This is a genomic window from Noviherbaspirillum galbum (genome assembly GCF_010974945.1).
Classification (GTDB): Bacteria; Pseudomonadota; Gammaproteobacteria; order Burkholderiales; family Burkholderiaceae_D; genus Noviherbaspirillum; species Noviherbaspirillum galbum.
Genome location: NZ_JAAIVB010000073.1, coordinates 46,999 through 72,393 on the forward strand (window position 1 = coordinate 46,999; position 25,395 = coordinate 72,393).

Consider the following 25,395-nt stretch of genomic DNA (forward strand, 5'->3'; position numbering starts at 1 on the left):
CAAAGAGCGCGCCATGGATACCACTGTACCCCTTCCCATCGACACCTTCCTCCCCTACATGCGCGACGTCGTGCGCTGCGAGCAATCGCTGCGCGAACTCAACCTCATGTGGCGCATGATCGAAGCGTCCGCGAAGATGAACTGCCCGGTCGAAGCCAAGACCATCCTGCCTACCATGGCCGCAACCCGCGCCGGCTTCAACCGCCTGGAACAGGAACTCGTCAACAGCCTCGTTCGCGAAAAGGTGGGCAATGTGCTGGAAGAGATCGGCACGAAGGCTCAGTACGTGATCGACATCGTCGTGCGCAACCTGTATGAACGCACCGCCGATGTCGGCTTCCTCGCCACCGACCGCGAGCTGTGCAGCTTCGTCGCCGGCTTCCATGACGACGCCGGGGCCGTCCGCGCCCGCCTGCGCGCCTATCGCAGCAAGTACACCGTGTACGACGAGATCATGCTGCTCGACACCCAGGGCAACGTGCTGGTGCAGATCGACGAGTCGTCGCCGGTCGAAGGCAGCACCGACCCGCTCATCGCGCAGACCCTGGCCTGCGAAAACTACGTCGAAACCTTCCGTGCCAGCGATCTGCGCCCCGGCCGCGACGCCGCGCTGATCTACTCGCGCCGCATGCTGCATCCCGAAACCGGCGCGGTGGTCGGCGTGCTTTGCCTCTGCTTCCACTTCGAGGAAGAAATGGCCGGCATCTTCCGCTCGCACCGCGACGCCGACGAACGCGTCAACATGCTGCTGCTCGACGGCGGCAACCGCGTGATCGCCAGCGCCGATCAGCTCTGGATACCGATTGGCGCCACAGTTCCGGTCAACCGCGATGCCAGCCCCCGCCTCATGATCTACGGCGGGCGCGAGTACCTGGTGCGCACCTTCAGCGCGGAAGGCTACCAGGGCTACATGGGGCCGCCCGGCTGGCAGGGCCAGGTCATGGTGCCGGTCGACGTCGCCTTCCATGGCATGGGCCGCAATGCCCTCGGATCGCTCGACGTCGATATCGCCGACGGCCTGCTGTCGCATGCCCGTAACTTCTGCCCGCCCCTTTTCGAGATCATGACCGCGGCGGACACCATCCGCCGCGTCGTGTGGAATGGCCAGGTCATGACCGCCGGCAAGCGGGGCGAGCTGCTCAAGCTCAAGACCATTCTCGAGCAGATCAGCGAAACCGGCGCCCGCAGCAACGAGGTGTTTTCCCAGTCCATCCGTGACCTCTATGAAACCGTGCTGGCATCGAGCCTGCGCGCCGCGGAATTCGTGTCGCATCTCCTCGTCGACCTGCTCGACCGCAACCTCTACGAACGTTCCGACGACTGCCGCTGGTGGGCGCTGACGCCGGAACTGCGGCATGCGCTCGCCGGCGACAATCTCGACCACGAGACCCTTGAGCAGCTCGGCGGCATCCTGGCGTACATCAACCGTCTCTACACCGTGTACACCCGCATCTTCGTCTACGATGCCGAAGGCCGCATCCTTGCCTGCAGCGACCGCGACGGCGGCAACGATGCCCTGGCAGGCAGGAGCATCGATGCGGAAACCCTCGCGAGCGTGCGCGCCCTGCGCACCGAACAGGATTACCACGTCACCCCGTTCGCCGCCACCGGCCTGTACGGCGACCGGCCGACCTACGTTTACCATGCCGCGATCCGCGATCCGGACACGCCCTCCTCCATCGTGGGCGGCATCGGCATCGTGTTCGACGCAGCGCCGGAATTCGGTGCGATGCTGCGCGGCGCGCTGGCCGAAAAGCCGGCGGCGACCGCGCTCTTCGTGGACCGCAAGGGCCGCGTGATCGCCAGCACCGATCCCACGCGTCCCGTCGGTTCCACGCTGGCGCTGGACGACGGCATGCGCAAGCTCGCCAACGGCAAGAGCCTGTCCCGCATCGTGATCCATGACGGCCACTACGCCATCATGGGCTGCACGGTCAACCACGGCTATCGCGAATTCAAGGTAACGGACGGCTATCGGGAAGACGTGATCGCCGTGGTCTTCACCGCATTCGGCGAAGTGCGGGAACGCAGCAGCGGCTTCTCGCGTCCCGAGTACCACATCGACAATGGCATGCTCGGCGGCGGCGAGGAATTCGCCACCTTCTTCCTCGACGGCTCGCTGTTCGCCATCCCCGCGCAAACCGTGGTCGAAGCCTTGCCCGCGGCCGACGTGTCGCCCGTGTCGATGGGCGGCCGCCGCGAACGCGTCGGCGTGCTCGCGCTGGAGCGCGAAGGCGAGGAAAAGCGTTTCGTCTGGGTGTTCGACCTGGCCTATCTCATGCGCGGCACGCCGGCCGCGACCGACGACGGCAGCCATGTCATCGTCGTCCGGCACGGCAATCGCTGCGCTGGCCTGCTGGTGGATGAATTGCATGGCGTGCCGGAATTCACCAGCGAGCAGATCGTTCCCACGCCCTTCTCAACCAATGCCGAGGGCTTGCTGGTGAAGGAAGTGATCAAGGCGAACGACGGCGCCCTGCTGCTGCAGGCCATCGACATTCCCCAGCTTTTCGCCTGCCTGCTGGACCCGAGCCTGCCCACCGTCCTTCCGGCGACAGGCGCGATGGATCAGGCGGGCGCGGCGGCGTGACGCCTTGCCGGCGCGGCCATCCGGCTTCGCCGGGCATCGGATCCGGATCAAGCCCGGATCAGTCGCTGTGTAAAGCGGAAGATCGGCCCGATGGTCAGTACCAGCGCCGCCATGCGGGTCACATGGAAGGCGGTGACGATGGGCACGCCGAGCTGCAGGGTCTTGGCGGTCAGGCTCATCTCGGCGATGCCGCCCGGCGCGGTGGCGAGCACCGCGGTGGCCGGATGGATGCCGCTGGCCATGGAGAGACCGATGCCGAAGAGCGCGGCGATCGCCATCGCCACGCTGCTGGTGAGCGCCACGCTGGCGAGGTAGCGCGGCGCGGTATGCAGGAACTCGGGCGAGAAGCGCGTGCCGAGCGAGATGCCGATGAAGAGCTGGCCGAAATGCACCATCCATTCCGGCAAGGCAGACAGGTTGACTTCCGATGCCGTCAATCCGATCGTGACCGCGAGCGGGCCGATCACCCAGGCGTTCGGCCAGCGCATCCGCTTGAGGAAGAGGGCGAAGACGCTGGTGGCGCCGATCAGGACGATGAGGCCCATCGTATCCACCACCTTCGCCCCGGGCACGAACACATCCTGTCCGTGCAGGTTGGCAAACTTGAAGCAGAAGGGAATGATGGCCACGACCATCATGATCCGCAAGCTATGCGCGGCAGCCACCCGGTCCACCCGCGCGCCATGGCGTTCGCTTTGCGTGGCCATCTCCGACGCGCCGCCGACCGCCATCGCGAAGAACGTGGTGGTACGGTCGACGCCCGAAAGCTTGTGCAGCAGCCAGCCGCAGAAGGTGCCGAGGGTGAGCGCGAAGACCACGCCGGCCAGGATGAACCCCAAGTAGCTCGCCAGCACCTTCAGCACGACTGGCGTGAAATACAGGCCGAGCGCCGTGCCGATCACCCATTGCCCCGATTCGCGCACCGCCACAGGCGCGCGCAGGTCCACCCCCGCCATGCGGAAGATCGCAGTGGTAAACAGGGGGCCGATCATCCAGGGAAGCGGCGTATTCAGGAAGGCGCACAGCTGGGCAGCGAGAAACCCGAGCAGCAGGGCATTGAGAAAGGGAACCATCGGTGCAGTGGCAGGAAACGGCAGGCAGGCAAACCGCAAGGATAGCCTGAGATGGCCTGAGCGGCAGGATGCGGCAGGCGGAAGATGCGGGAAGGCGCCGGACGGTCCCCCGTCCGGCGCCTTCCTGGACATTCGTCAGAACACCCAGAGGCTGTCTTCCGGCAATTCCAGCCAGTATTCGCCGGGTTCGAGCCGGCGCGAGCTGTAGGCGCGAACGCTGATGTCGTTCGCGCCATGCGGATGGAACAGGCATTCCCAGCGGTCGCCCAGGTACATGCAGGTGACCAGCGGCAGCTTGATCGCATTCTCGGTCTGCGTGCCCGACACCCTGACCTGCTCCAGCCGGATCATGGTCGCCGGCTCGGTGCCGAGGCCCGCGCCGCGCGCTGTGCCGTGCACCGTCGAGTCGTTGATCTGCAGGGTCACGCGGGAACCATTGCGTTGCAGGACCTTGGCCGGCAGGCGGTTGTTGCTGCCCATGAACTCGGCGGTGAACAGGGTGTCCGGCGTGGCGTACATCTGTTCCGGCGAGCCCTGCTGTTCGATCTTGCCGTTGTTGAGTAGCAGGATGCGGTCGGAGATCGCCATCGCTTCGGTCTGGTCGTGCGTCACCATCAGCGCCGACAGGCCGAGGCGGATGATCAGTTCGCGCAGGAAGGCGCGGGCTTCCTCGCGCAGCTTGGCGTCGAGGTTGGACAGCGGCTCGTCGAGCAGGATGACCGGCGGGTTGTACACCAGCGCGCGGGCGATGGCGACGCGCTGCTGCTGTCCGCCCGAAAGCTGGTGCGGGAAACGATCGGCCAGATGGCCGAGGCCGAGCTGGGGCAGGACCTTCTTCACGCGGTCGCTGATCTCGCTGCTGCTCATCTTGCGCAGCTTCAGGCCGTAGGCGACGTTGTCGAACACCGTCTTGTGTGGCCACAGCGCATACGACTGGAACACCAGGCCGAGGTTGCGTTCTTCCGCCGGCAGCTCCATGTTGCGGGCGCCGTCGAACACCGCGCGTTCGCCGATGCGTATCGTGCCCGCCTTCGGGCTTTCCAGGCCGGCCACCGCGCGCAGCAGGGTCGTCTTGCCGCTGCCCGACGGACCGAGCAGGGAGACCACTTCGCCCTTCTGCAGGTTCATGGAAACGCCCTTCAGGATGGCGTTTGCCGAGGCCCCGCTGCCATAGTCGAGATAAAGGTCGTCGACCGAGAGCACCGCGCCGCGCGCGACGCCAGGCGCCGCGGCAGCCTGGACGGTTTCTTTTGCAATGACGTTGGACATGTCTTTTTCCGTATGAGTTAGTCGTGCAGCTTGATGCCGAAGCGCAGCGCGATGCCCAGGCCGATCGCGACCAGGGTGATGTTGATGAAGGACAGCGCGGCCACCAGGTCGACCGCTCCGGATGCCCACATCGAGACCAGCATGGCGCCGATCACCTCGGTGCCGGGAGAAAGCAGGTACACGCCGGTCGAATATTCGCGTTCGAAGATCAGGAACACCATCAGCCAGGCGCCCATCATGCCGAACTTCACCAGCGGCAGGGTGACGTCGCGCGTGACCTGGCCGCGGCTGGCGCCGACCGCCCGTGCCGCTTCCTCGAGTTCCGGTCCGACCTGCAACAGCGAGGTCGAGATCAGGCGCAGGCCGTAAGCCATCCACACCACCGAGTAGGCCAGCCACACCGAGAAGATCGTCGAGCGCAGTGCGCGCAGCTGCGGAATGAAGTTCTCCGAGAGCCAGTTCGCGATGTCGTTGTCGAACCACTTCAATGCGCTGTCGAGCGTGGCGGGAACGAAGAGGAACACCCAGAGGAAGGACAGGCCTGCCAGCAGGCCGGGCACCGCGCGCGGCACCAGCACGCTGTAGTCCAGGAAGCGGGTGATGCCGTCGGGCTTGCGATGTCCGGCGAGCGCGATCGCCGAATAGCAGATCACTGCCACGCCGCCGCCGATCACGCCGATCAGGACGGTGTTGACGATGCCGCGAACCAGCGACGGCTGGTCGAAGATGTCGCGGAAATGCTGGATCGTCAACGCTTCGGACAGCTTCACGCCTTCACCCCAGTAGGACACGACGGAGCGCAGCGCGATGCCGGAGAGAGGGATGAAGATGGTAAAGATCAGCCATGCGGCGATGAAGCCGAACGCCACCCACTTCCATTTGCCCAGGGGCAGCGCCTTCTGGCGCGCGCCCTTGCCCTTGATGGACACGTATTTGTTGGCCGACTTGAGCAGCCAGCGCTGCAGCATCACCAGCGGCATCGTGACCGCCACCAGGCAGACAGCCACCGCCGCCATCAGGTGATACGACGGCGTGCCCAGCTTGTTCGTCAGCTTGTACAGGTAGGTGGCCAGCACCAGGTGGCCTTCCGGATCGCCCAGCACCAGCACCAGGCCGAACACTTCGAAGCCGAGGAAGAACACCAGCACTCCGGCATACGCCAGCGCCGGCATGATCATCGGCAGGGACACGTTGAGCGCCACCTGAAACGGCGATGCCCCGGATACGCGCGCGGCTTCCTCGACGTCCGATCCCAGGCTCTTGAGCGCGGAGGACGAGTACAGGTAGACGTGCGGCACGTGCGTCAGGCCGGCAATGATGACGATGGAAACGAAAGAGTAGATGTTCCAGGGCTGCACGCCGATGAGCTGCTTGACCCACAAGGTGTAGAAACCGACCGGACCCATGGACACCACGTAGCCGAAGGCCATCACCATCGGCGACACGAAGATTGGCACCAGCAGCAGCGGGCTGATCCATTTCCGGCCCGGCAGGTCGGTGCGCACCATCAGGAACGCGAGCATCGCCCCGAGCGGCACGGCGATGACGGTCAGTCCCGTGGCCAGCGCGAAGCCGTTGATGAAGGCCTGGCGGAAGTCCGGATCGTCGAAGATGAAGCTGTACGAATCCAGGCCGAATTCCTTCATCGGCATAAAGAAAGGCGCGGACAGGAAGCTCTGGTAAAAGATCAGCAGCAGGGGCAGGAAGATCGCGATCGCGGTGAGCGTCACGACGATGCCGCGCGGCCAGTTCAGCCGGCGCCGCCAGGGCTTGCGTTCGGCCTCGGCCGTCTGCGGGAGGGAAATGGTTTGCATGGAAGTCTCGGTCGGTGCAAAAAGACGTGCCCGGCTGCCGTCATGAAGCTCGCCAGCCGGGCACGAAGGGGATTACTTCTTCATCGATTCTTTCCACTGCTTCATGAAGCCGAGGCGCTTGCCCTGGTCCAGGTATTGCAGCAGGTCGGCATTGACTGCCAGCGGCTTGAGGCCCTTGCCGATTTCCTTGGTCAGCTCGGCCGACGTGGTTTCGCCGGTCACGTCCGAGCGGATGGCATACAGCTTGGCGTCGTTCGCAACCGCGGTCTGGCCGCGCTTGGACAGCATGTAGTCGATCCACAGCTTCGCGGCATTGGGATGCTTGGACGACTTGCTGATGAACTGCACGCGGGACAGCACCAGGGTGTAATCCTTGGGAATCACGACACCGAGGTTGGGGTCCTTCTTGGCGCGCACCAGCGCATAGGAGCCGAGGATGTTATAGCCCAGCAGGTTCTCGCCCGAGGAGACGCGCTCGAGCATGGTGCCGGTGGAGGATTGCACGCGCACCGCGACCGAGCCCAGCGCCTTCGCCAGGTCCCAGAAATGGTCGTTGGCCTTCAGGTCCTGGGTGATGAACATGAAGCCCACGCCGGACTTCTCGATGTCATAGGTGATGACCTTGTCCTTGAACTTGTCGGCCTTGGTCGTCAGCAGCTTCGCCAGGTCCGCATGGGTCTGGGGAATCTCGTCGCCGGTGACCTGGCGCTTGTTGTAGACGAAGACCGCGGGCTCGAAGGTCGTGCCGTAGGCCGTGTCCTTGAACGACGCCCAGGCTGGCAGCGCGCCCGATTCGGCCGACTTGTACTGCAGGCCGTAGCCGTCGTTGACCAGCTTCACCTGCAGGTCCATGGCGGACGACCAGAGGACGTCGGCGGTCGCGCCGCCGGCCGCCACTTCGGAGATGAAGCGGTTGTAGATCTCGGTGGAGTTCATGTCGTTGTACTCGACCTTGACGTCGGGGTACATCGCATTGAAGTCCTTCACCAGCGATTCGGCGGCCTTGGTATCGGTAGCGGAATAGATCACCACCTTGCCTTCCTTCTTGGCAGCGTCGACGATCTTGGCATAGTCTGCCGGATAGCCTGCGGGAACCTGGGCCATCGCCGCCTGGGAGGCGCCAAAGGCCAGTACGAAGGCGGTTGCAATCATTTTCCTCGAAAACATAAGTCACTCCTTGTTGTTGGAATTGAATCGGTTTTGAAACTCAACGTAACAGCCCGAGATCGCGGGCCTGCTTGCCTGCCTGTTCAACGGTTTTCTTCACATACCCGGTAAATGCCGCGCCGGTCATGGCGAAGGGATACAAGCCATGTTCCGCGCGCAGGCGGTCGAAGGCCGGCGTGGACATCATGCGGTCGAAGCGCCTGACCCAGGCCTGGTAGTCCGCGTCGCTGACGTCGGGGCCCATGTACACGCCCCGGATGATCGGCCAGGACAGGTCGAAACCCTGCTCGCGCGCCGTCGGCACGTCCTGCAACACCCCCGGCAGTCGGGCGTCCGCCAGGACCGCCAGCACCCGGATGTCGCCGCTGGCGAGATGCAGCACCGCTTCGGAGGCATCGCCGGAAACCACCTGCACATGTCCCGCCATCAGGGCGGTGAAGGCTTCGCCGCCGCCTTCGAAGGCAACGAACCGCAGCTTGCGCGGATCGCCGCCGACCGCCTTGGCCAGCAGCCCCATCTTGATCCAGTCCTGGCTGCCGATGGTGCCTCCCCCGCCGACCGGCAGCGTCGACGGATCTTTCCGGATCGCCTCGACCAGCTCGCGCAGGGTCTTGTAGGGAGAGTCGCGGCGCACCGCGATCATGCCGTAGTCGGTGCCGATGCCCGCGACCCAGCGCACGTCATCCGTCGTGAACCTGCCAAACTTTCCCAGTGCCATGTTCATCAGCGAACCGCCGGAAAAGGCGACCACGGTGTTTGGGCCGGCGCGCCGTTGCGAGATGACCATGTTCCAGGCGACCGCGCCTATGCCCCCGGGCAAATAGCTCAGGTGCATGGAAGCGGCGGCCGGCTCGATGACGGCCATGCCCTTGCGCACCAGCTTGCAGGTAAGGTCGAAACCGCCGCCCGGCTTGGAGGGAACGATGCATTCGGTGGCGGCATCCGCCTGGGCGGCGAACGCGTTCGCGCCAGCCAGGCTGGCGGCCGCCCATAACACCATCAGCAGGCAACGGATGAACGTCTCTCTCACGATCCTTGTTCCGGAATTTTCGTTATGGCGTCGATCCTAACCAGCCGTTCTTTCAATTGGCTTTCAATCGGCACGCGGCCAATTTCCGGTCCAGGGCGCGTTGTGCGGCCGCCGCAATGAACGAAGCAACGAATAACTGTTGGGCAAGACGTGGCCTGCCGGGGCAAGCTGCCTTATCCTGTATACGGGACACGAACCGTGTAATGCAACCGCTTTCATAGACGACAAAGAGACGACCGACATGCGCATCCTGCTGGTGGAAGACCACGCCGAACTTTCCCGCCTGGTGGCCAAGGCCCTGCAGGATGCCCGGCTGACGGTGGAGTGCGCCATGGACGGGGCCGATGCGGACGCCCTGCTGCATACCCAGGAATACGCCCTCGTGATCCTCGACCTGAGCCTGCCCAGGATGGATGGCCTGGACGTGCTCAGGCGCATGCGCGCCCGCGGCAGCAAGACGCCGGTGCTGGTGCTGACCGCCCGCGGCGGGCTGAACGACCGGGTCCAGGGGCTCAACCTCGGCGCCGACGACTACCTCGCCAAGCCCTTCGAGCTCGCCGAACTGGAAGCCAGGGTCAAGGCTTTGCTGCGGCGCACCCAGGGCAATGAAAACCTCGTCCTGAGCTGCGGCGCCCTCTCCTTCGACACGGTGTCGCGCATGTTCACCTACGGCGGCGAGCCACTGGCGCTGACGCCGCGCGAGCATTCGGTGCTGGAAGCGCTGATCAACCGCGCCGGGCGCGCGGTGTCCAAGGAAAAGCTGTTCGACGAGGTGTTCGCCCTGGAGGACGACGCCAACCGCGATGCCATCGAGATCTACGTGCACCGCCTGCGCAAGAAGCTCGAACGGCTGGAGTCCGGACGCGTCGCCATCACCACCCTGCGCGGCCTGGGCTACCTGCTGGAAGTGGCGAAATGACATCCTCGCCGGAAAGGAAGCTCGGCAGCCTGCGCGGCCAGCTGCTGCGCTGGCTGCTGATTCCGCTGGCCATCCTGGTGGCGCTCGATGCGATTTCCGTCTACCAGAACGCGCTGGAAGCGGCCGACCAGGCCTATGACCGTTCACTGCTGGCATCGACCCGCGCCCTCGCCGAACGCGTCACCATCGTCAACGGCAAGGTCGCCGCCGACGTGCCCTACGTGGCGCTCGACAGCTTCGAGACCGATACCCTCGGCCGCCTTTACTACAAGGTCACCGGACTGGACGGCGAGATGGTCGCCGGCTTCGATGACCTGCCTCCCCTGCCGCGCGGCGTCAAGCGTTCGGAAGCCTACCCTGCCCTGGTCTACTTCTATCCCGCCACCTACCACGGCGAGGCGGTGCGCATCGCCGCGCTGTACCAGCCGGTATACGACGACACCATGCGCGGCATCGCGCTCATCCAGGTCGGCGAATCGCAGGAGGCGCGGCGCGACCTGTCGCGCAAGATCCTGGTCGAGACGCTGTCGCGCCAGGCCTTGCTGGTGGCGGCGGCGGCGCTGCTGGCCTGGATTGCGGTCAGCATCGTGCTGCGTCCCCTCATGCAGCTCAAGGCCGACGTGGAAGTGCGCGAGCCCACCGACCTGTCCGACTTCGACCCGTCGCATGTGCACAAGGAAGTGCGGCCGCTCGTGGCGGCAATGAACGGTTATATGGGCAGGCTGGACCGCCTGATCACCGGCCAGCGCCGCTTCATCGCCGACGCCTCGCACCAGCTGCGCACGCCGCTGACCGTGCTCAAGACCCAGGCCGAACTGGCCCTGCGCGAGAACGATCCGCGCGCCCTGCGCGACATCGTGGAAGGCATGGCACGCACCACCGATGCCACCGTCCATCTCGCCAACCGGCTGCTGACGCTGGCGCGCGCCGGCCATGGTTCCATGGAAGCGCAGCAGGAAGACTGCGCGCTGGGCGACCTGCTGCGCCACGTCGGACTGGAACTCGCGCAGCAGGCGGTCGCCAAGGACATCGACCTGTCGTTCGAGGGCGAAGCCAACCCTAGTGTCCTGGGCAATGGCCTGCTGCTGCATGAGATGGTGGCCAACCTCGTGGACAACGCCATCCGCTATACGCCCGCCGGCGGGCAGGTGACCCTGCGCGCGCATGACGACCCCCCGCGCATCGAGGTCGAGGACTCCGGGCCAGGGGTGCCGCCCGATGAAAGGGAACGCGTGTTTGCCCCGTTCTACCGCACGTCGACCGCCCATTCCGCGAATGCGGAGGGGACCGGCCTCGGCTTGACGATCGTGCGCGACATTGCGGCGCTGCACCAGGCGCGGGTGACGCTGCGCGGCCGTCCGCAGGGCAGCGGCCTGCTCGCGGAAGTGTCTTTTTCGACCTCGCGGCATGGTGCGTGACACAAACGCCGGAAGCGAAATTGATGTTTGACAAACCCGGCGATGCTTGCCACGCTTTGTCACATATTCGTCACGGCATCTTGCAACCGATTGTGAAAGCCCGCATCTAAATGAAACTTTGCTGCTACTTTATGCACAGCAACTTATTATCGAGACAACAGGACCCTTCATGATCGTGCATATCGGACGACATGCCATGCCGATGCTGCTTGCCACCTTGCTGCTGGCGGCATGCGGCGGCGGCGGCAACGGCACCGCCAGTTCAACCACTGACAGCAGCGCAAGCAATGCCGCCGCGGCATCGCAGACGACGCCGGCGACCACGGCGACGACCGAAGCCGGCGCACCCGCCCTGACCGGCGATACCGCCACCGACGGATACAACTGGTTTAACTTCCGCCGCCAGCAGCTTGGCCTCGCGGCTTTCAGCCGCAATGCCAAGATCGACTCCGCCGCCCTCGGGCATTCCAACTACCAGAAGGTCAACAACGTCATCACGCACGAGCAGACGCCCGGCCTGCCCGCTTTCACCGGACGCTATGTCAACGACCGCCTGGTCGCCGCCGGCTTCACCCTCCCGAGCGACAACTACGCGTATGGCGAAGTGATCTCCAGCACCTCCGACACCTCGGGCGTGAAAGCCGCGGAAGACCTCATCGCCGCCATCTACCACCGCTTCCTGATCTTCGAGCCGATGTTCAAGCAGGCCGGTTCGGGCGCCGCCACCGTCAACAACGGGCTGACCTATTTCACCACCAACTTCGCCACCATCGGCCTGAACGGCGGACTGGCCTCCGGCACCGTCGTGACCTATCCGTTCAACGGCCAGCAGCGCGTGCCGCTCAACTTCTTCAGCGACAATGAATCGCCCGACCCCGTCGCCTCGCGCAACGAGGTCGGCTATCCGATCAGCGTGCATGCCAACATCACCGGTTCGGTGCGCGTGACCAGCTTCACCGTCAGTCCGCGCGGCGGCAGCGCCTTGCCGGCCCAGCTGCTGGTTGGCGTCGCCAATTCGCAGGTGTCCGGCCAGACGGTCGATGTCCACACGCCCACCTCGGCCGCGGCGATCATTCCGCTCGACCGCCTGGCGGCCGGGACGACCTATGACGTGCAGTTCCGCGGCATCGTCGATGGAACGTCGGTCACGCGCAACTGGTCGTTCACGACACAGTAGGCATCGCCCGCAACAAGCCTTGGCACGCCAGTCCCCGCTCTGTTATCTTGTTTCGATAAGACAAGATTTCCGGCGAGGGCGCGAGAAAGCATGACAGGCCACGAGTGGGCCGCCGTGCCCCTGCCGGATTCGTCCAGGGGGCGGGTTGGGCACTCGATCGACTTCGGCGCATGATGACGATGGCAACGGCAACGGCGACGCCGAATTGCTGCTGGCCGCCTTCGATGCTTCCGCCGACGGCATCTGCTTCCTCGACGAGGCGGGACGCTTCCTCCGCGCCAACCAGGCGTTCTGCGCCATGCTCGGCTATCCGGCCTCTTTCCTGAACGGCCAGCCCTGGTCGCTGGTTGCCCCGCACGACTCCCCCGACATGCCCGCCTTCCTGCGGCGGATCTTCGCCGCCACGGCCGGCGAAGAAGAGGCCTGGCGCCTGCGGCGCCGGGATGGCACCGCGTTCAGCGCCCAGGTCCGCATCCGCCCGCTCGCGCTTGCCGGCGGCGCGCGCCGTGCGTTCATCACCCTCAACGACATCGAAGGCCGGCAGAGCGCGCAGGACGTGGCGCTGCGCCGGTCCAAGGACATGTACCGGGACGTGGTCGAGAACGTCAACGAAGCGATCGTGGTGGTGCAGGACGACCAGGTCGTGTACTGCAACCCCCGCGCGGTGAACCTCTCGGGCTATGCCATGGCCGAACTGGCGCGCATCGGCTTCACCACCGTGATTCATCCGGAAGACGCGGAGGCGGTCAGGGCGCAGATCCGGAAACGGCTTTCCGGCAGCGGCAATTCCAGCGGCCGCATCATGTTTCGCCTGGTGCGGCGGGATGGCGTCGAGATCTGGGTCGAGTCGAGCGCGGTGCGCATCGCCTGGGAGGGGCGTCCAGCCTCGCTCGCCTTCATCACCGACGTCACCGGCCGCAAGCGCCTCGAAGACAAGCTCAAGCAAAGCCTGCAGGAGCGTGAAGCGATCCTGCAAAGCTCGGTGGTCGGCATGGTATCGCTCGACCCGGCGGGCAGGCTGATCTGGGCGAATCGCGCGATGTACGAGATATTCGGCCTCGACGCCGCCGACGCGGGCGAAACCTCGCTGGAACGCTTCTATCCGTCGCGCGAGGCCTACCTCGATACCGGCGCCCGCGTCGCCGCCGCGGTGGCGTCCGGCCAGGCCTTCGAGGACGAGATCCAGATGCGGCGCAAGGATGGCGCGCCGTTCTGGGCCTATCTCTCCGGGAATGCGCTCAATTCCAGCGACCTGTCGCGCGGCACGGTGTGGGTGCTGATGGACATCACCAAGCGCCGCCAGCTCGAGGAAGACCTGAACAAGTCGGAAGAGCACCACCGCCAGGTGGTCAACAACGTCACGGAATGCATCTTCGTCGTGCAGGATGCGCGCATCGTGTTCGCCAACCCGCGCCTGTGGGAACTCACCGGCTACGCCCAGGAAGAACTCTCCAGCCAGCCCTTCACCGTTGCCATCCATGCCGACGACCGGCAGCTGGTGACCGACCACCACATGCGCCGCCTGCGCGGCGAGCAGGTCGAGCAGTACTACCAGTTCCGGGTCGTCAATCCGCGCAGCGGCAACATCATCTGGGTGCAGCTGGCCGCGGTCCAGATTGAATGGGAAGGCCGGCCCGCCACCCTGTCCTTCATGACCGACATCACCGAGCGCAAGCGGCTCGAAGACAGCCTGCGCGAAAGCATCGCGGAGCGCATCCGCCTCGAAACGCTGCAGATCCAGAACGAATTGCGCGAATCCGAAACGGCACGGCGGCATGCCGAGGACGCCACGCGCGCCAAGTCGGTGTTCCTGGCCAACATGAGCCACGAAATCCGCACGCCGATGAACGCCATCATCGGCATGACCCACCTCGCGCTGGGCACCCCGCTGGATGCGAGGCAGCGCGACTACATCGAAAAGATTCGCGGGGCAGGCATCTCCCTTCTCGGCATCATCAACGACATCCTCGACTTTTCCAAGATCGAGGCGGGCAAGCTCGACATGGAAAAGGTCGGGTTCCAGCTCGACGACGTGTTCGCCAACGTGGCTACCCTGACCAGCGCGAAGGCGCAGGAAAAAGGCCTGGAATACCGGTGCGCGTTCCCGCCGGACATGCCGCGCGCGCTGGTCGGCGATCCGCTGCGGCTGGGCCAGGTCCTGGTCAACCTCGTCAACAACGCCATCAAGTTCACCGAGCGCGGCGAGGTGGACGTTTCCTGCGCCGCCACCGGCGGCAACGCCGGCAGGGTCCAGCTGCAATTCACCGTGCGCGACACCGGCATCGGCATGAACGCCGCGCAGACCGCCAGGCTGTTCCGCGCCTTCAGCCAGGCCGATGGGTCGACCACGCGCCGCTATGGCGGCACCGGACTGGGCCTGTCGATTGCGAAGCGCCTGGTGAACCTCATGGGCGGACAGATCTGGATCGAAAGCACGCCGGCGGTCGGCACGACCGCGCGCTTCACCGCATGGTTCGGCCTTGCCAGGCCGGCTGGCGAGGCGGACCGGGACGATCGCGCCGGGGTGGCGGCAAGCCGTTTCCGCGGCCAGCCCGGCGAGGCAGAGCGCGAGCAGGCGCCGCCTCTGTCCCGCTTCGGCGGCGTATCCATCCTGCTGGTGGAAGACAACGAGATCAACCAGCAGATCGCCATCGAGATGATGCGCGCGGCAGGCATCCGGGTCGACCTCGCGGAAAACGGCCGGATCGCCCTGGACATGCTTCGCAAGGCCGGGCCCGGGCGGTATGGCATGGTATTCATGGATGTGCAGATGCCCGAGATGGACGGCCACCAGGCCACGCGCCTGATCCGCGCCGACGGCCGCTTTGCCGAATTGCCGGTCGTTGCCATGACGGCGCACGCGATGGTCGAGGAACGCGAGCGCTGCCTTGCGTCGGGCATGAACGACCACCTCGCCAAGCCGGTCAACCCCGACGAGCTCTACCGTTCGATCGCCCGCTGGTGCGGCCCGCCAGTGGGCCGTACGCCGATGGCGGCGGTGCCAGCGCGGGCGGAGGAAACGACATCCTTGCCGGCCATCGACGGCATCGACATGCATGCCGGCCTGAAGCGCGCAATGGGCAGCGAGGAGTTCTATGCCGACATGCTGGGCCGCTTCAGCCTTGGCCAGCGGCCGGCCGCGCGGGCGATCCGCGAGGCGCTGCGCGGCGACCGCGAGGATGCGGGGCGCCGCGCGCATTCGCTCAAGGGCGCGGCAGGCCTGCTTGGCGCGCTGCAGGTCGAACGGCTGGCCGGGCAGATCGAGGCGGAAATCCGGGCAGGCGCGCCGGCAGACGCATTCATGAACAAGCTGGACGCGCTCGACGCGCACATGGCGCGTTTGTGCGATGCCATCGACGCCATCGTTGCCATGCCGCGCCAGGTTCGCTGAATCCTCCCAGGAGCACGCCACGATGACCAACATGCCGTCCGGAAGCCCGACCTTCATGATCATCGATGACAATGACGTCAGCCGCCTCATGCCGCGGCACATTCTCCACGCCAACAAATACACCGTCGTGGGCGAAGCCGCCAGCGGCCGGGTCGGCATCGAGCTCATGGAGCGGCTCAGGCCGAAGCTGGTTTGCCTGGACATCATGCTGCCCGACATGAGCGGCATAGACGTGCTGAGGACCATCCGCTCCAGCGGCTGGCGCGCGGAAGTGCTGATGGTGACCGGCTCCAACGACCGCGGGACGGTGATGGAAGCGGTCGCCCGGCTCCAGGGCGGGTCTGCCCTTGCATGATCCGCCGGGGAAACTGCGCATGCGGCTTGCCTGCCATTTCATCGCGATTTCTCAGGCGGGAGAGAACAAGTCGCCCTCCGCATAGTCCTAGCCACAAAGACATGCAGGAGAAATCATGGCAGCAATCAGATACACCAAGGCGGACTGGGTGGCGCAGGCGGACATCCAGGAACTGGCGGGCGGAAAGTATCGCGGCGTGGTCCTGATCAGCCGGGACCATGGCGATGCCAGCGAGGACCGCGAGCACACCGTCGAAGCCGCCTCGGACAGCCCCGAGGAAGCGCTGGAGGAAGCCAAGGCGCTGGCACACCGCATCCTGGCGAACGTCACGCCTGACGAGCGCTACCGCTGAGTCTCCTCGCCGGCGCGGGCCGGCTTCTTCGCGCCTTCGTCACGGCTTGTTCACATTTCCTGTGGCCAATGCTGTGGAAAACTCGCGGAAACTTCCTGTAGGTAATTGATAATAAAGGGAAATTTTCGCTTGATCAAAATCAAGGCATAGCGCTTCGTCAATGGGAGAATGACGCCTTCGCCATGCGTATCAATACGGACTTTCCGGGGTTGGAAATTTCATACGATACGCGGCGCGTCGTATTCCGTTTTCCCAAGCGTGGAGTCCTGCAAGACATGAAGTTTCAGCGTTGCTCAAGTTCCCGGTGTGGCCGTCCCTACCAAGTCAATGAGTTTTCCGGACAGGCCGGCGGCGGTACCGACACCGGGGTAATCATCTGTCCGCATTGCGGCCACACGGAAACCCGCTGGTGCGACAGCGTCTTCCTGGTCCATGCGCTGTCCGCCGAACAGGAAGCGCAATTCGAGCAGAACACGAGCAGCGTCTGAGCGACGCGGATAGGGTCGGCGGGGTCAGGATATCTCGTCGATCTTGTCGAGCTTGATCAGCGCCAGGATGAAGCTTGCGGCCACCGAGCCGACGATCAATACGCCCAGCAAGGAAATCAGTGCGGTCATCATGGCGCCTCCCATCCCGTCAATGCTGTCTGCGCGGTGTCGTCCGATCCGGAGTGTTTCGTCCCGTCACCAGGCTGGAACAACCCAGGGAATGTGTGACCCGCTTGATTCATTAAAGCATGGTGAATGGGCGCCGGCTTGAGCCGAATCATTTCCACGATGAAAAGTGTTGCACCGTTGAAGCGGAATCAAGGTTTCCTTCAGGAACATTTCGTGGCCGGCATGGTCTAGGACTATCTCTGACTTTTTGTTGATAGGCCCTCGCAATGCTTGAAGATCAATACCATGAAGAACTACGCGCCTTGCGCGATCTTGAGCGGACGGTGAGGGCCTACAGCGTGACTTCAACGCTGGTGTCGCAGCAGCGGCGCGCCGACATGCTCGCCGTCGCGCTGCGGGCGGTCGTCGATGCCCGCAAGGCCACGACGCGCAAGTCCGGCCTTCCAGCCAGCCGCAAGTCGCCGCCCAAGGTGCCTTGAACTTTCCGTTGAAGCTTTTTGCGAAATCCATTGTCAAACAACCGTACACTTTCCGACATGGAGATCGCTGACATGAAATCAACCTTGATCGCCCTGAGCCTGATCGTTTCCTCCGCCATGCTGCCTGCCGCAGCCAATGCCAAGGGTTGCCTGAAAGGCGCCGCCGTCGGTGGCGTCGCGGGCCACGTGGCCGGCAACCATGGCGCGCTCGGCGCGGCTGCGGGTTGCGCCGTCGGTCATCACCGCGCGAACAAGAAGGAGAAGGAACAGCAGGCCGCCCAGAACGCCAACAACAATGGCACGAGCAGCGGTACGTCCGGCAGCAACACCGGCACGACCGCCGCCGGCAACGCCAAGAACAACGGCAGCTCCGGCCAGCAATGAGTCAGGCCGGGGTTCCTGGCGGCGGCAGGTTGGCCCTGGCCATCCTCGCCGCTTCGCTGACCGCCGGCTGCGCAATCACCGCCGGCGGGTCTGGTATCGGTGCCCCTCCTCCCGCCGTCCAGGGCGCGAACGACGCCCAGGGATCGCCGCTGTCGGTACCGGGAAGCGGAATGGGGGTGGGATCGGGCAATCCGGGTGCCGCCGAGACGGGAAGCGCCGCGGGACGTTGACTCAGCGTGCCTGGGTGACGCCGCTGCCGCCATCCCGGATCATCTGTTCCGCGCCTTCCTTCGACATGATGACCCGGCCTCCCCGGTCGGGGTCACGCCGCGGGATGTTGCTTCCCGTGGGTACATATCTTTCCTCAAAAGACGTCGTTGCCGACGCTTGTTCGCCGCCGCTGGCGCATGCCATCAAGGCAATCATAACCGCGCCCAGGATCCCGCAATTGATCCAGCCATTCTTCATTCTCGTTGTCTCCGTTATCGTGTTCCCGGTGCGAGAACGGCACCGGAATGCGCTTCGCGCCGCCCAAGCATACCCGCCTTTTTCATTCCGTCAAAGCCGGCAGGGGAAGCCCTCACTTATCTGCCATGCCAGCGCCGGCGTGGAGCAGGCTGTGCCGCGTCCGAGGATGTCAAGAAGCTGGAACTCGCATCGTTTCCACATTTCTGTTAAACAGACGGCAGGACAGATTTCGATGGAGGACATGATGAAGCGGCTCGTCTTATTGTTGTGCCTCACGGCCTTGGCCGGGTGTTCCGGCATGGGAGCGCAGCGGCAGGGCGCCGCTCCCGGCAGCGCCGGCGGACCGCCCGGCAACGACATGACCTATCGGGGCGGCTCGGTCTGAAGACTTATTTCCCGATGCAGAACCGGCTGAAGATCACGCCGAGCAGATCGTCGGAGGTGAACTCGCCGGTGATGCTGTTCAGCCTCTCCTGCGCGAGACGCAGTTCCTCGGCCATCAGGTCGAGCGCATGGTCGCTGGCCTGGTGCTCCGCGCCGATGTGATCGGCGGCGAGTTCGAGATGTTCCCTTGCCGCCTTGAGGGCGAGCAGGTGGCGTTCGCGTGCGAGGAAGCGTGATTCACCGGTCTGCTGCCAGCCGGCCACCTTCAACAGTTCCGCCCGCAGCAATGCCATGCCGTCGCGCGTGGCCGCCGACAGGTAGACATGGGTAGCGTCGGACATGCGGTCGATCGCCGGCTTGTGGCCCGAGAGATCGATCTTGTTCCAGACCCGCAGCACCGGCACGTTGCCCGGCAGGTTGCGGACGATGTCTTCGTCCGCGAGGGTGGGACCGCGGCTGGCATCCAGCAGGTGCAGGATCACGTCGGCCTTGCGTACTTCGCCCCAGGTGCGCTCGATGCCGATGCGCTCCACCTCGTCGCCCGCGTCCCGGATGCCGGCGGTATCGATGATGTTCAGCGGAATGCCTTCCATCTGGATGGTTTCGGTCACCTTGTCGCGCGTGGTGCCGGCGATCGGGGTAACGATCGCTACGTCGGCGCCGGCAAGCGCATTGAGCAGCGATGACTTGCCCACGTTCGGCTGGCCGGCCAGCACCACGTTCAAGCCTTCGCGCAGCAGCGCGCCCTGCGACGCCTCGGTGAACACCTGGTCGAGATTGTCGCGGATGCGCGCCAGCTGGCCGCGGGCATCCGACTTCTCGAGGAAGTCGATCTCCTCTTCCGGAAAATCCAGCGTCGCCTCCACCAGCATGCGCAGGTGAATGACCTTGTCCACCAGCGCGCGTATCGTTTCCGAGAAAGCGCCCGACAGCGACAGCGAGGCCGACCGGGCCGCAGCTTCGGTGGAGGCTTCAATCAGGTCGGCCACGGCTTCCGCCTGGGCCAGGTCGAGCTTGTCATTGAGAAAGGCGCGGTGGGTGAATTCGCCCGGTTGCGCGAGCCGCAGGCCGATGTCGGCGCCCGCCTCGATGCAGCGCGCAAGCAGCATCTGCATGACAACCGGGCCGCCGTGGCCCTGCAGTTCCAGCACATCCTCGCCGGTGTAGGAATGCGGCGCCTTGAAGTACAGTGCGATGCCCTGGTCGATGACGCTGCCGTCGCGCTGGCGGAACGGAAGGTAGGTCGCATGGCGTGGCTGCAGTTGCAGGGTGCCGCAGACTGCTTGCATCACTGCCCCGATCTGCTTGCCGGAAATGCGGACCACGCCGATGCCGCCGCGTCCGGGAGCCGTCGCAATCGCGGCAATGGGAGAATTGTCGTAGTTCATGGATCAACACCGAAGTTCGTTGGTGCAACAGCGCTTCTGTCGCAGCATACGGCATTCGCCGCACGGCATCATACAAAATGCCGGCCAAGCTCGCTCAGGAACCGGGCTCGCTTGCACCGGTCTTATAAACCGGGCAACATCACGACGGTACGTGCGACACGCCTTTCGTCGCGGGCCACCGCCCGCCGCCATCGACCTGATCGTTGCCAGCGCCAGCAGCGTCCCATGGAGATTGCGCCCCGCCTCAACAACAAAAAGGTGCTTCCTTGAGCAATCCCGCGAACCACAACTCGCACAGCGGCCTGGCCGGCCTGACGCTTGCAGCCATCGGCATCGTGTACGGCGACATCGGCACCAGCCCGCTCTACACCATGAAGGAAGTCTTTGCCGAGCACCATGGGATCGCCGTCACGCCGGACAACATCCTCGGCGTCGTCTCCCTCATCCTGTGGGGTCTGATCGTCGTGATCTCCCTGAAATACGTCAGCCTGGTGCTGCGCGCGAACAACCGCGGCGAGGGCGGCATCATGGCATTGACCGCGCTGGCGCTGGCTTCCGTCACGCCGCAATCGCGCTGGTACACGCCGGTCATGCTGCTGGGGATGGTCGGTGCGGGATTGTTCTTTGGCGACGGCGTCATCACGCCGGCGATTTCCGTCCTGTCGGCCATCGAAGGGCTGGAGGTGGCGACGCCCGCGCTCAAGACCTATGTCATTCCCATCACGCTCGTCGTCCTGGTGTCGCTCTACATGGTGCAGCGCCAGGGCACGGCTGGCATCGGCAAGTTCTTCGGGCCGGTGATGCTGGCCTGGTTCCTGTCGCTGGCGACGATGGGCCTGATCAACATCATCGACAACCCGTTCATCCTGAACGCATTCAATCCCCTGCACGCATTCCGCTTCCTCGTGCGCAACCATTGGTTCGCTTTCATTGCCCTCGGCGCCATCGTGCTGGCACTGACCGGCGCAGAAGCCCTGTATGCCGACATGGGCCACTTCGGCAAGCGGCCGGTGCGCCTGGCATGGTTCGCCATCGTCTTTCCCGCCCTGGGCCTGAACTATCTCGGGCAGGGTGCGCTGCTGCTGGGCAATCCGGAAGCGGCATCGAACCCCTTCTTCCAGCAGCTTGGCGCATGGGCCATCTATCCGCTGGTCGCCTTGTCCACCATCGCCACCGTGATCGCGTCGCAAGCCACGATTTCCGGCGCGTTTTCCGTCACCCAGCAAGCGATCTCGCTAGGCTTCCTGCCGCGCATGCTGATCTGCCATACGTCGGAAAGCGAGAAGGGGCAGATCTACATTCCGCTCGTCAACTGGCTGCAGCTCGCCGCGGTGGTGATGGCGGTGATGGGCTTCGGTTCCTCTTCCAACCTGGCGTCGGCCTACGGCATTGCCGCGACCGCCACCATGACCACCACCACGTTGCTGACCTTCTTCGTCATCCGCTTCGGCTGGCGCTACCAGATCGCCCTGGCGCTGCTGGCCACCACCTTCTTCCTGATGATCGACATCGCGCTGTTTTCCTCGACCAGCCTGAAGATCGTCAGCGGCGGCTGGTTCACGCTGGCCATCAGCGCCGTGATGGTGACCATCATGCTGACCTGGCGCAAGGGACGCGAGCTGGTGTTCCTCAACATCCAGCGCCACCTGATTCCGGTCCAGGACTTCTTCCAGTCGCTGTTCGTCAGCCCGCCGCACCGGGTGGAAGGCACGGCGATCTTCTTCCGCGCCGAGGGCGACGGCGTGCCGCATGCCCTCCTGCACAACCTCCTGCACAACAAGGTCCTGCATGAACGCGTCATCCTGCTGACCGTGGTGGCCACCGACATCCCGCATATCGCCGAACCGGAGCGCATCAAGGTCAATTCGCTCGGTCAGGAGTGCTACCAGGTCAGCGTGCACTACGGCTTCAAGGATGAGCGCGACATTCCGCTCGCCCTGCATCGGTGCGCCGAATTCGGCCTGGACATCGACCCGATGACCACGTCCTTCTTCATCGCCAGGCAGACCGTCATTGCCTCCCCGAACGTCGGCATGGCGCTGTGGCGTGAACGCCTGTACGCCGCCATGGCGCGCAATGCGCGCGACGCGGCAGACTACTTCCGCATTCCTCCCAACCGCGTCATCGAACTCGGCACGCAGATCGAAATCTGAGTGAAAACTGACAACGCGCGCGCCGGAATCGCCGGCCGCCGGTGAAAAAGAAAAAGCCCGCATGACGCGGGCTTTTTTCATGGCGCCGGCACCGGGCCGGACGTTTTCCTGCATCAGGCCGGCTGGCCGCCGCTGATCTTGCGGGTGATGACCCATTGCTGGGCGATCGACAGCACGTTGTTCACTACCCAGTACAGCACCAGGCCGGCCGGGAAGAAGAAGAACATGACCGAGAACACGATCGGCATCACCATCATCACCTTGGCCTGCACCGGATCGGGCGGCGTCGGGTTGAGCTTGGTCTGGATGAACATCGACACCGCCATCACGACCGGCAGGATGTAGAACGGATCGGGCGCGGCCAGGTCGTGGATCCAGCCCAGCCAGGGCGCATTGCGCATTTCGACGGAAGCCAGCAGCACCCAGTACAGCGCGATGAAGACCGGGATCTGCACGACGATCGGCAGGCAGCCGCCCAGCGGATTGATCTTTTCCGCGCGATAAAGCTCCATCATCGCCTGGTTCATCTTTTGCGGATCGTCCTTGAAGCGCTCGCGGATGCCTTGCATCTTCGGCGTCACCGTCTTCATTTTCGCCATGCTGCGGTAGCTTGCCGCCGACAGCGGGAAGAACAGCAGCTTGATGAGGATGGTCAGCACGATGATCGTCCAGCCCCAGTTGCCGATCACGGCATGGATCCAGTTCATCAGCGCGAAGATCGGCTTGGCGACGATGGTGAGCCAGCCGTAATCCTTTACCAGCTCCAGGCCGGGCGCCAGCTTTTCGAGGACGGCCGATTCCTGCGGACCGGAATAGAGGCGGGATTCGTTGCTGACCGTCGCCCCCGGCGCCACCGTCCCCAGCGGGAAGATTTCGCCGACGGCGTACAGGTTGGTGTCCACCTTCTTCGTGAAGATCTCGCGGGTGACGTTTTCCGGCGCGATGAAGGCCGACACGAAGTAATGCTGGACCAGCGCAATCCAGCCGTCATTGGACTTGGTGGCGTGCTCCGCCTTGCCCTTTTCGATCTTCTCGAAGTCGAGCTTCTGGAAATGATCGGCGCTCGTGTAGACGGCGGGGCCGGTGAAGGTGCTGTAGAAACGCGATTCGCCTTCCGGCTTGCTGCCGTCGCGCACCAGCTGCAGGTAGAGCGAGGGATTGACGGGCGCGGCGCCGGTGTTGGCGACGTCATGCCTGAGGCCGATGGCGTAGTCGCCGCGCTTGAAGGTGTAGGTCTTGGTCAGCTTCACGCCGCCTTGGTCGGCTTCCAGGACCACCTGGACGGTGTTGCCGTTTTCCAGGGAGCGTGGTCCCGGCTTGGCGGCGAACTGCGTGCGGTGGTTGGGAAACTGGCCGCCGATCAGGCCGGTCTGGCCGAGATAGGTGCGGCTCTGGCTGTGGTCGAAGAGCACCACGTTCTTCTTCGGATCGACCGTGTCCTTGTGCTTGAGCAGCTCGAGGCGCACCAGCTCGCCGCCGAGGGTGTCGATATCTGCCTTGACCAAGTCGGTGGTGATGGTCACGATCTCACCCTTGGCCTGGGCGACGGCGCCCGGAACCGAGGAGGGGCTGGCGATGCTGGCATTGCCCGCGGTCTGCGGCACGTCGGCGCGCTTGCCGCCATTGGTTCCGGCGGCTGCCGGCTGGGTCTGCGTGGCCGGCGTCGGAAAGAACATGGAGGGCTTGCCGTTGTAGCGCATCCAGTTGTCCCAGAGGAAAAGCAGGGACATCGAGAACACCACCCACAAAACGGTACGTTGGATATCCATAGGTGTCGTTGTTTAGTAAGGTCAGGAAGTCAGTGAGGACAGCAGGCCTTGCCTTGGCCTGCGTCGTGGGCCCGTGCCGTTTCCGGCGGGCTCTTTTGGGGTACGGGGTCGATGCCTCCCGGATGCCAGGGATGGCACTTGCACAGCCGCTTGGCGGCCAGCAGGCTGCCGCGCGCCGCGCCATGCTCGTTCACCGCATCCATCGCGTAGCGGGAACAGCTCGGATAAAAGCGGCAGTTCGCGCCCAGGAAGGGGCTGATGCTGTATTGGTAAGCCTTCAGCAGCCACAGCAGCAGGGTTTTCATTGGCTCGCCTCCGCTTTGCGGCGCGATGCCAGCAGCGTGGTCAGCTCGGCTCTCAATGCCGTTTTCAGGCGCGCAGTCATCGCGGGTTCTTTCCTGGTGTTGACCGGTCCGGACAACCGGACGATGCAGTCGATGGCCGGCAGGCGCATCTGGCGGAACACCTCCCGGGTGACGCGCTTGATGGCGTTGCGCGTCACGGCGCGAGGGGCGAAGCGTTTGGCGGCAACGACGCCAAGGCGGGCGCGGTGGAGATCGTTGCCCCGGGCATACAGAACGAAATGGGGGCTGCGCTGCACAGGCCGCAAACGAAAAACGGATGAAAATTCATCCGTTTTAACGATTCGCCGGTCGCGTGAATACTCGTCAGTCACGCCAGCAGCTGGTGCGGTGCAAGGCTTGGCTTAGACAGCCAGGCGCTTGCGGCCTTTTGCACGACGTGCATTCAGCACTGCGCGGCCACCGCGGGTAGCCATGCGAACGCGGAAGCCATGGGTGCGCTTGCGGCGGACGACGGAAGGTTGGTAAGTACGTTTCATGTTGGACTCGCTTATTTGGCTCGCTTGACAGCAAAAATGGGTTAGTTCATCACCATGTTGGCCCATTCTTGTTTTGCGAATGCAAAACGCGACAGGCAGTGAACCCGCAATTAGACACTGCTTTCCGGTCCCCTGTCAACGAAAGAGACGGCATGGCCGGCCGCCCGAACCCGCCGCATGTCATCATGCCAATGCCGCCCGGCCCGAAAGCCATGGTGTTTTGCCATGTGGCGTGGCGGCGGAACTACGCCGAAATTATCCACAAAAGCAAGAGGTTTTTCTGTAGCAAAATTGATGCATCCTGTGGATAACTCGTTGTCGCAGGGTTAGAATACCCCTCCCGCGCAGACCATTGCC

At 64.4% G+C, this 25,395-nt stretch carries 23 protein-coding genes; 13 read left to right on the forward strand and 10 right to left on the reverse strand.

Going from position 1 to position 25,395, the window contains the following annotated elements:
- Nucleotides 1-13: 13 nt before the first annotated feature.
- A complete protein-coding gene (locus G3574_RS21090) occupies nucleotides 14-2,590 on the forward strand; it encodes a chemotaxis protein CheW (RefSeq protein ID WP_163967525.1) in 2,577 nt (858 codons plus the stop codon).
- Between the two features lie 47 nt (nucleotides 2,591-2,637).
- Here the strand turns inward: G3574_RS21090 and G3574_RS21095 are convergent, their stop codons facing one another.
- The 5 genes from G3574_RS21095 to G3574_RS21115 form a co-directional block, all read right to left on the reverse strand.
- Nucleotides 2,638-3,663, reverse strand: a complete 1,026-nt coding sequence (locus G3574_RS21095; RefSeq protein WP_163967526.1) for an AbrB family transcriptional regulator — start codon at nucleotides 3,661-3,663, stop codon at nucleotides 2,638-2,640.
- A gap of 135 nt (nucleotides 3,664-3,798) precedes the next feature.
- The gene (locus G3574_RS21100; protein ID WP_163967527.1) at nucleotides 3,799-4,932 is read right to left on the reverse strand and encodes an ABC transporter ATP-binding protein; all 1,134 of its coding nucleotides are present in this window, start codon (nucleotides 4,930-4,932) and stop codon (nucleotides 3,799-3,801) included.
- 17 nt (nucleotides 4,933-4,949) lie between these two features.
- Complete coding sequence (locus G3574_RS21105) at nucleotides 4,950-6,746, reverse strand: ABC transporter permease (protein ID WP_163967528.1); 1,797 nt, start codon at nucleotides 6,744-6,746, stop codon at nucleotides 4,950-4,952.
- 72 nt (nucleotides 6,747-6,818) lie between these two features.
- Nucleotides 6,819-7,913: an ABC transporter substrate-binding protein gene (locus G3574_RS21110; protein ID WP_163967529.1), complete on the reverse strand. Its 1,095-nt coding sequence runs from the start codon at nucleotides 7,911-7,913 to the stop codon at nucleotides 6,819-6,821.
- Between the two features lie 40 nt (nucleotides 7,914-7,953).
- Nucleotides 7,954-8,913 carry a tripartite tricarboxylate transporter substrate binding protein gene (locus tag G3574_RS21115; protein ID WP_163967590.1) on the reverse strand — a complete coding sequence of 320 codons (960 nt, stop codon included), beginning with the start codon at nucleotides 8,911-8,913 and terminating at the stop codon, nucleotides 7,954-7,956.
- Between the two features lie 271 nt (nucleotides 8,914-9,184).
- Between G3574_RS21115 and G3574_RS21120 the strand changes: the two genes are divergently transcribed.
- From G3574_RS21120 to G3574_RS21170, 11 genes are all read left to right on the forward strand, one after another.
- Complete coding sequence (locus G3574_RS21120) at nucleotides 9,185-9,862, forward strand: response regulator (protein ID WP_163967530.1); 678 nt, start codon at nucleotides 9,185-9,187, stop codon at nucleotides 9,860-9,862.
- A complete protein-coding gene (locus G3574_RS21125; RefSeq protein ID WP_163967531.1) occupies nucleotides 9,859-11,280 on the forward strand; it encodes a sensor histidine kinase in 1,422 nt (473 codons plus the stop codon). Before G3574_RS21120 ends, G3574_RS21125 begins: the two co-directional genes overlap by 4 nt.
- Nucleotides 11,281-11,449: 169 nt before the next feature.
- Nucleotides 11,450-12,457 carry a CAP domain-containing protein gene (locus tag G3574_RS21130; RefSeq protein WP_163967532.1) on the forward strand — a complete coding sequence of 336 codons (1,008 nt, stop codon included), beginning with the start codon at nucleotides 11,450-11,452 and terminating at the stop codon, nucleotides 12,455-12,457.
- A gap of 145 nt (nucleotides 12,458-12,602) precedes the next feature.
- Nucleotides 12,603-15,848, forward strand: coding sequence for a PAS domain-containing hybrid sensor histidine kinase/response regulator (locus G3574_RS21135; protein WP_163967533.1), 3,246 nt, complete (start codon nucleotides 12,603-12,605; stop codon nucleotides 15,846-15,848).
- A gap of 22 nt (nucleotides 15,849-15,870) precedes the next feature.
- Nucleotides 15,871-16,203 (forward strand): response regulator transcription factor, encoded by a 333-nt coding sequence (locus tag G3574_RS21140; RefSeq protein WP_163967534.1) that lies wholly within the window; start codon nucleotides 15,871-15,873, stop codon nucleotides 16,201-16,203.
- 115 nt (nucleotides 16,204-16,318) lie between these two features.
- Nucleotides 16,319-16,555, forward strand: coding sequence for a hypothetical protein (locus G3574_RS21145; protein ID WP_163967535.1), 237 nt, complete (start codon nucleotides 16,319-16,321; stop codon nucleotides 16,553-16,555).
- 275 nt (nucleotides 16,556-16,830) lie between these two features.
- A complete protein-coding gene (locus G3574_RS21150) occupies nucleotides 16,831-17,043 on the forward strand; it encodes a hypothetical protein (protein ID WP_163967536.1) in 213 nt (70 codons plus the stop codon).
- A gap of 395 nt (nucleotides 17,044-17,438) precedes the next feature.
- Nucleotides 17,439-17,651 carry a hypothetical protein gene (locus G3574_RS21155; protein ID WP_163967537.1) on the forward strand — a complete coding sequence of 71 codons (213 nt, stop codon included), beginning with the start codon at nucleotides 17,439-17,441 and terminating at the stop codon, nucleotides 17,649-17,651.
- 72 nt (nucleotides 17,652-17,723) lie between these two features.
- Nucleotides 17,724-18,035: a hypothetical protein gene (locus tag G3574_RS21160; protein ID WP_235953544.1), complete on the forward strand. Its 312-nt coding sequence runs from the start codon at nucleotides 17,724-17,726 to the stop codon at nucleotides 18,033-18,035.
- Nucleotides 18,032-18,265, forward strand: a complete 234-nt coding sequence (locus tag G3574_RS21165; RefSeq protein WP_163967538.1) for a hypothetical protein — start codon at nucleotides 18,032-18,034, stop codon at nucleotides 18,263-18,265. Before G3574_RS21160 ends, G3574_RS21165 begins: the two co-directional genes overlap by 4 nt.
- 104 nt (nucleotides 18,266-18,369) lie before the next feature.
- Nucleotides 18,370-18,888 (forward strand): hypothetical protein, encoded by a 519-nt coding sequence (locus G3574_RS21170; protein ID WP_163967539.1) that lies wholly within the window; start codon nucleotides 18,370-18,372, stop codon nucleotides 18,886-18,888.
- A 4-nt stretch (nucleotides 18,889-18,892) separates the two neighbouring features.
- Here G3574_RS21170 and mnmE read toward each other — a convergent pair whose 3' ends face one another.
- The gene (gene mnmE / locus G3574_RS21175; RefSeq protein ID WP_163967540.1) at nucleotides 18,893-20,275 is read right to left on the reverse strand and encodes a tRNA uridine-5-carboxymethylaminomethyl(34) synthesis GTPase MnmE; all 1,383 of its coding nucleotides are present in this window, start codon (nucleotides 20,273-20,275) and stop codon (nucleotides 18,893-18,895) included.
- Between the two features lie 266 nt (nucleotides 20,276-20,541).
- Between mnmE and G3574_RS21180 the strand changes: the two genes are divergently transcribed.
- A complete protein-coding gene (locus tag G3574_RS21180; RefSeq protein ID WP_235953545.1) occupies nucleotides 20,542-22,428 on the forward strand; it encodes a potassium transporter Kup in 1,887 nt (628 codons plus the stop codon).
- A gap of 113 nt (nucleotides 22,429-22,541) precedes the next feature.
- Here the strand turns inward: G3574_RS21180 and yidC are convergent, their stop codons facing one another.
- From yidC to rpmH, 4 genes are read right to left on the reverse strand one after another with little or no spacing between them, the layout of a single operon-like run.
- Nucleotides 22,542-24,197: a membrane protein insertase YidC gene (gene yidC, locus G3574_RS21185; protein ID WP_163967541.1), complete on the reverse strand. Its 1,656-nt coding sequence runs from the start codon at nucleotides 24,195-24,197 to the stop codon at nucleotides 22,542-22,544.
- Between the two features lie 29 nt (nucleotides 24,198-24,226).
- The gene (yidD, locus tag G3574_RS21190) at nucleotides 24,227-24,502 is read right to left on the reverse strand and encodes a membrane protein insertion efficiency factor YidD (protein WP_163967542.1); all 276 of its coding nucleotides are present in this window, start codon (nucleotides 24,500-24,502) and stop codon (nucleotides 24,227-24,229) included.
- Nucleotides 24,499-24,873 carry a ribonuclease P protein component gene (rnpA, locus tag G3574_RS21195; RefSeq protein WP_163967543.1) on the reverse strand — a complete coding sequence of 125 codons (375 nt, stop codon included), beginning with the start codon at nucleotides 24,871-24,873 and terminating at the stop codon, nucleotides 24,499-24,501. The genes yidD and rnpA overlap by 4 nt, the downstream gene beginning before the upstream one ends.
- Before the next feature lie 30 nt (nucleotides 24,874-24,903).
- Nucleotides 24,904-25,038 carry a 50S ribosomal protein L34 gene (gene rpmH / locus G3574_RS21200; protein ID WP_040041456.1) on the reverse strand — a complete coding sequence of 45 codons (135 nt, stop codon included), beginning with the start codon at nucleotides 25,036-25,038 and terminating at the stop codon, nucleotides 24,904-24,906.
- Between the last annotated feature and the right edge of the window lie 357 nt (nucleotides 25,039-25,395).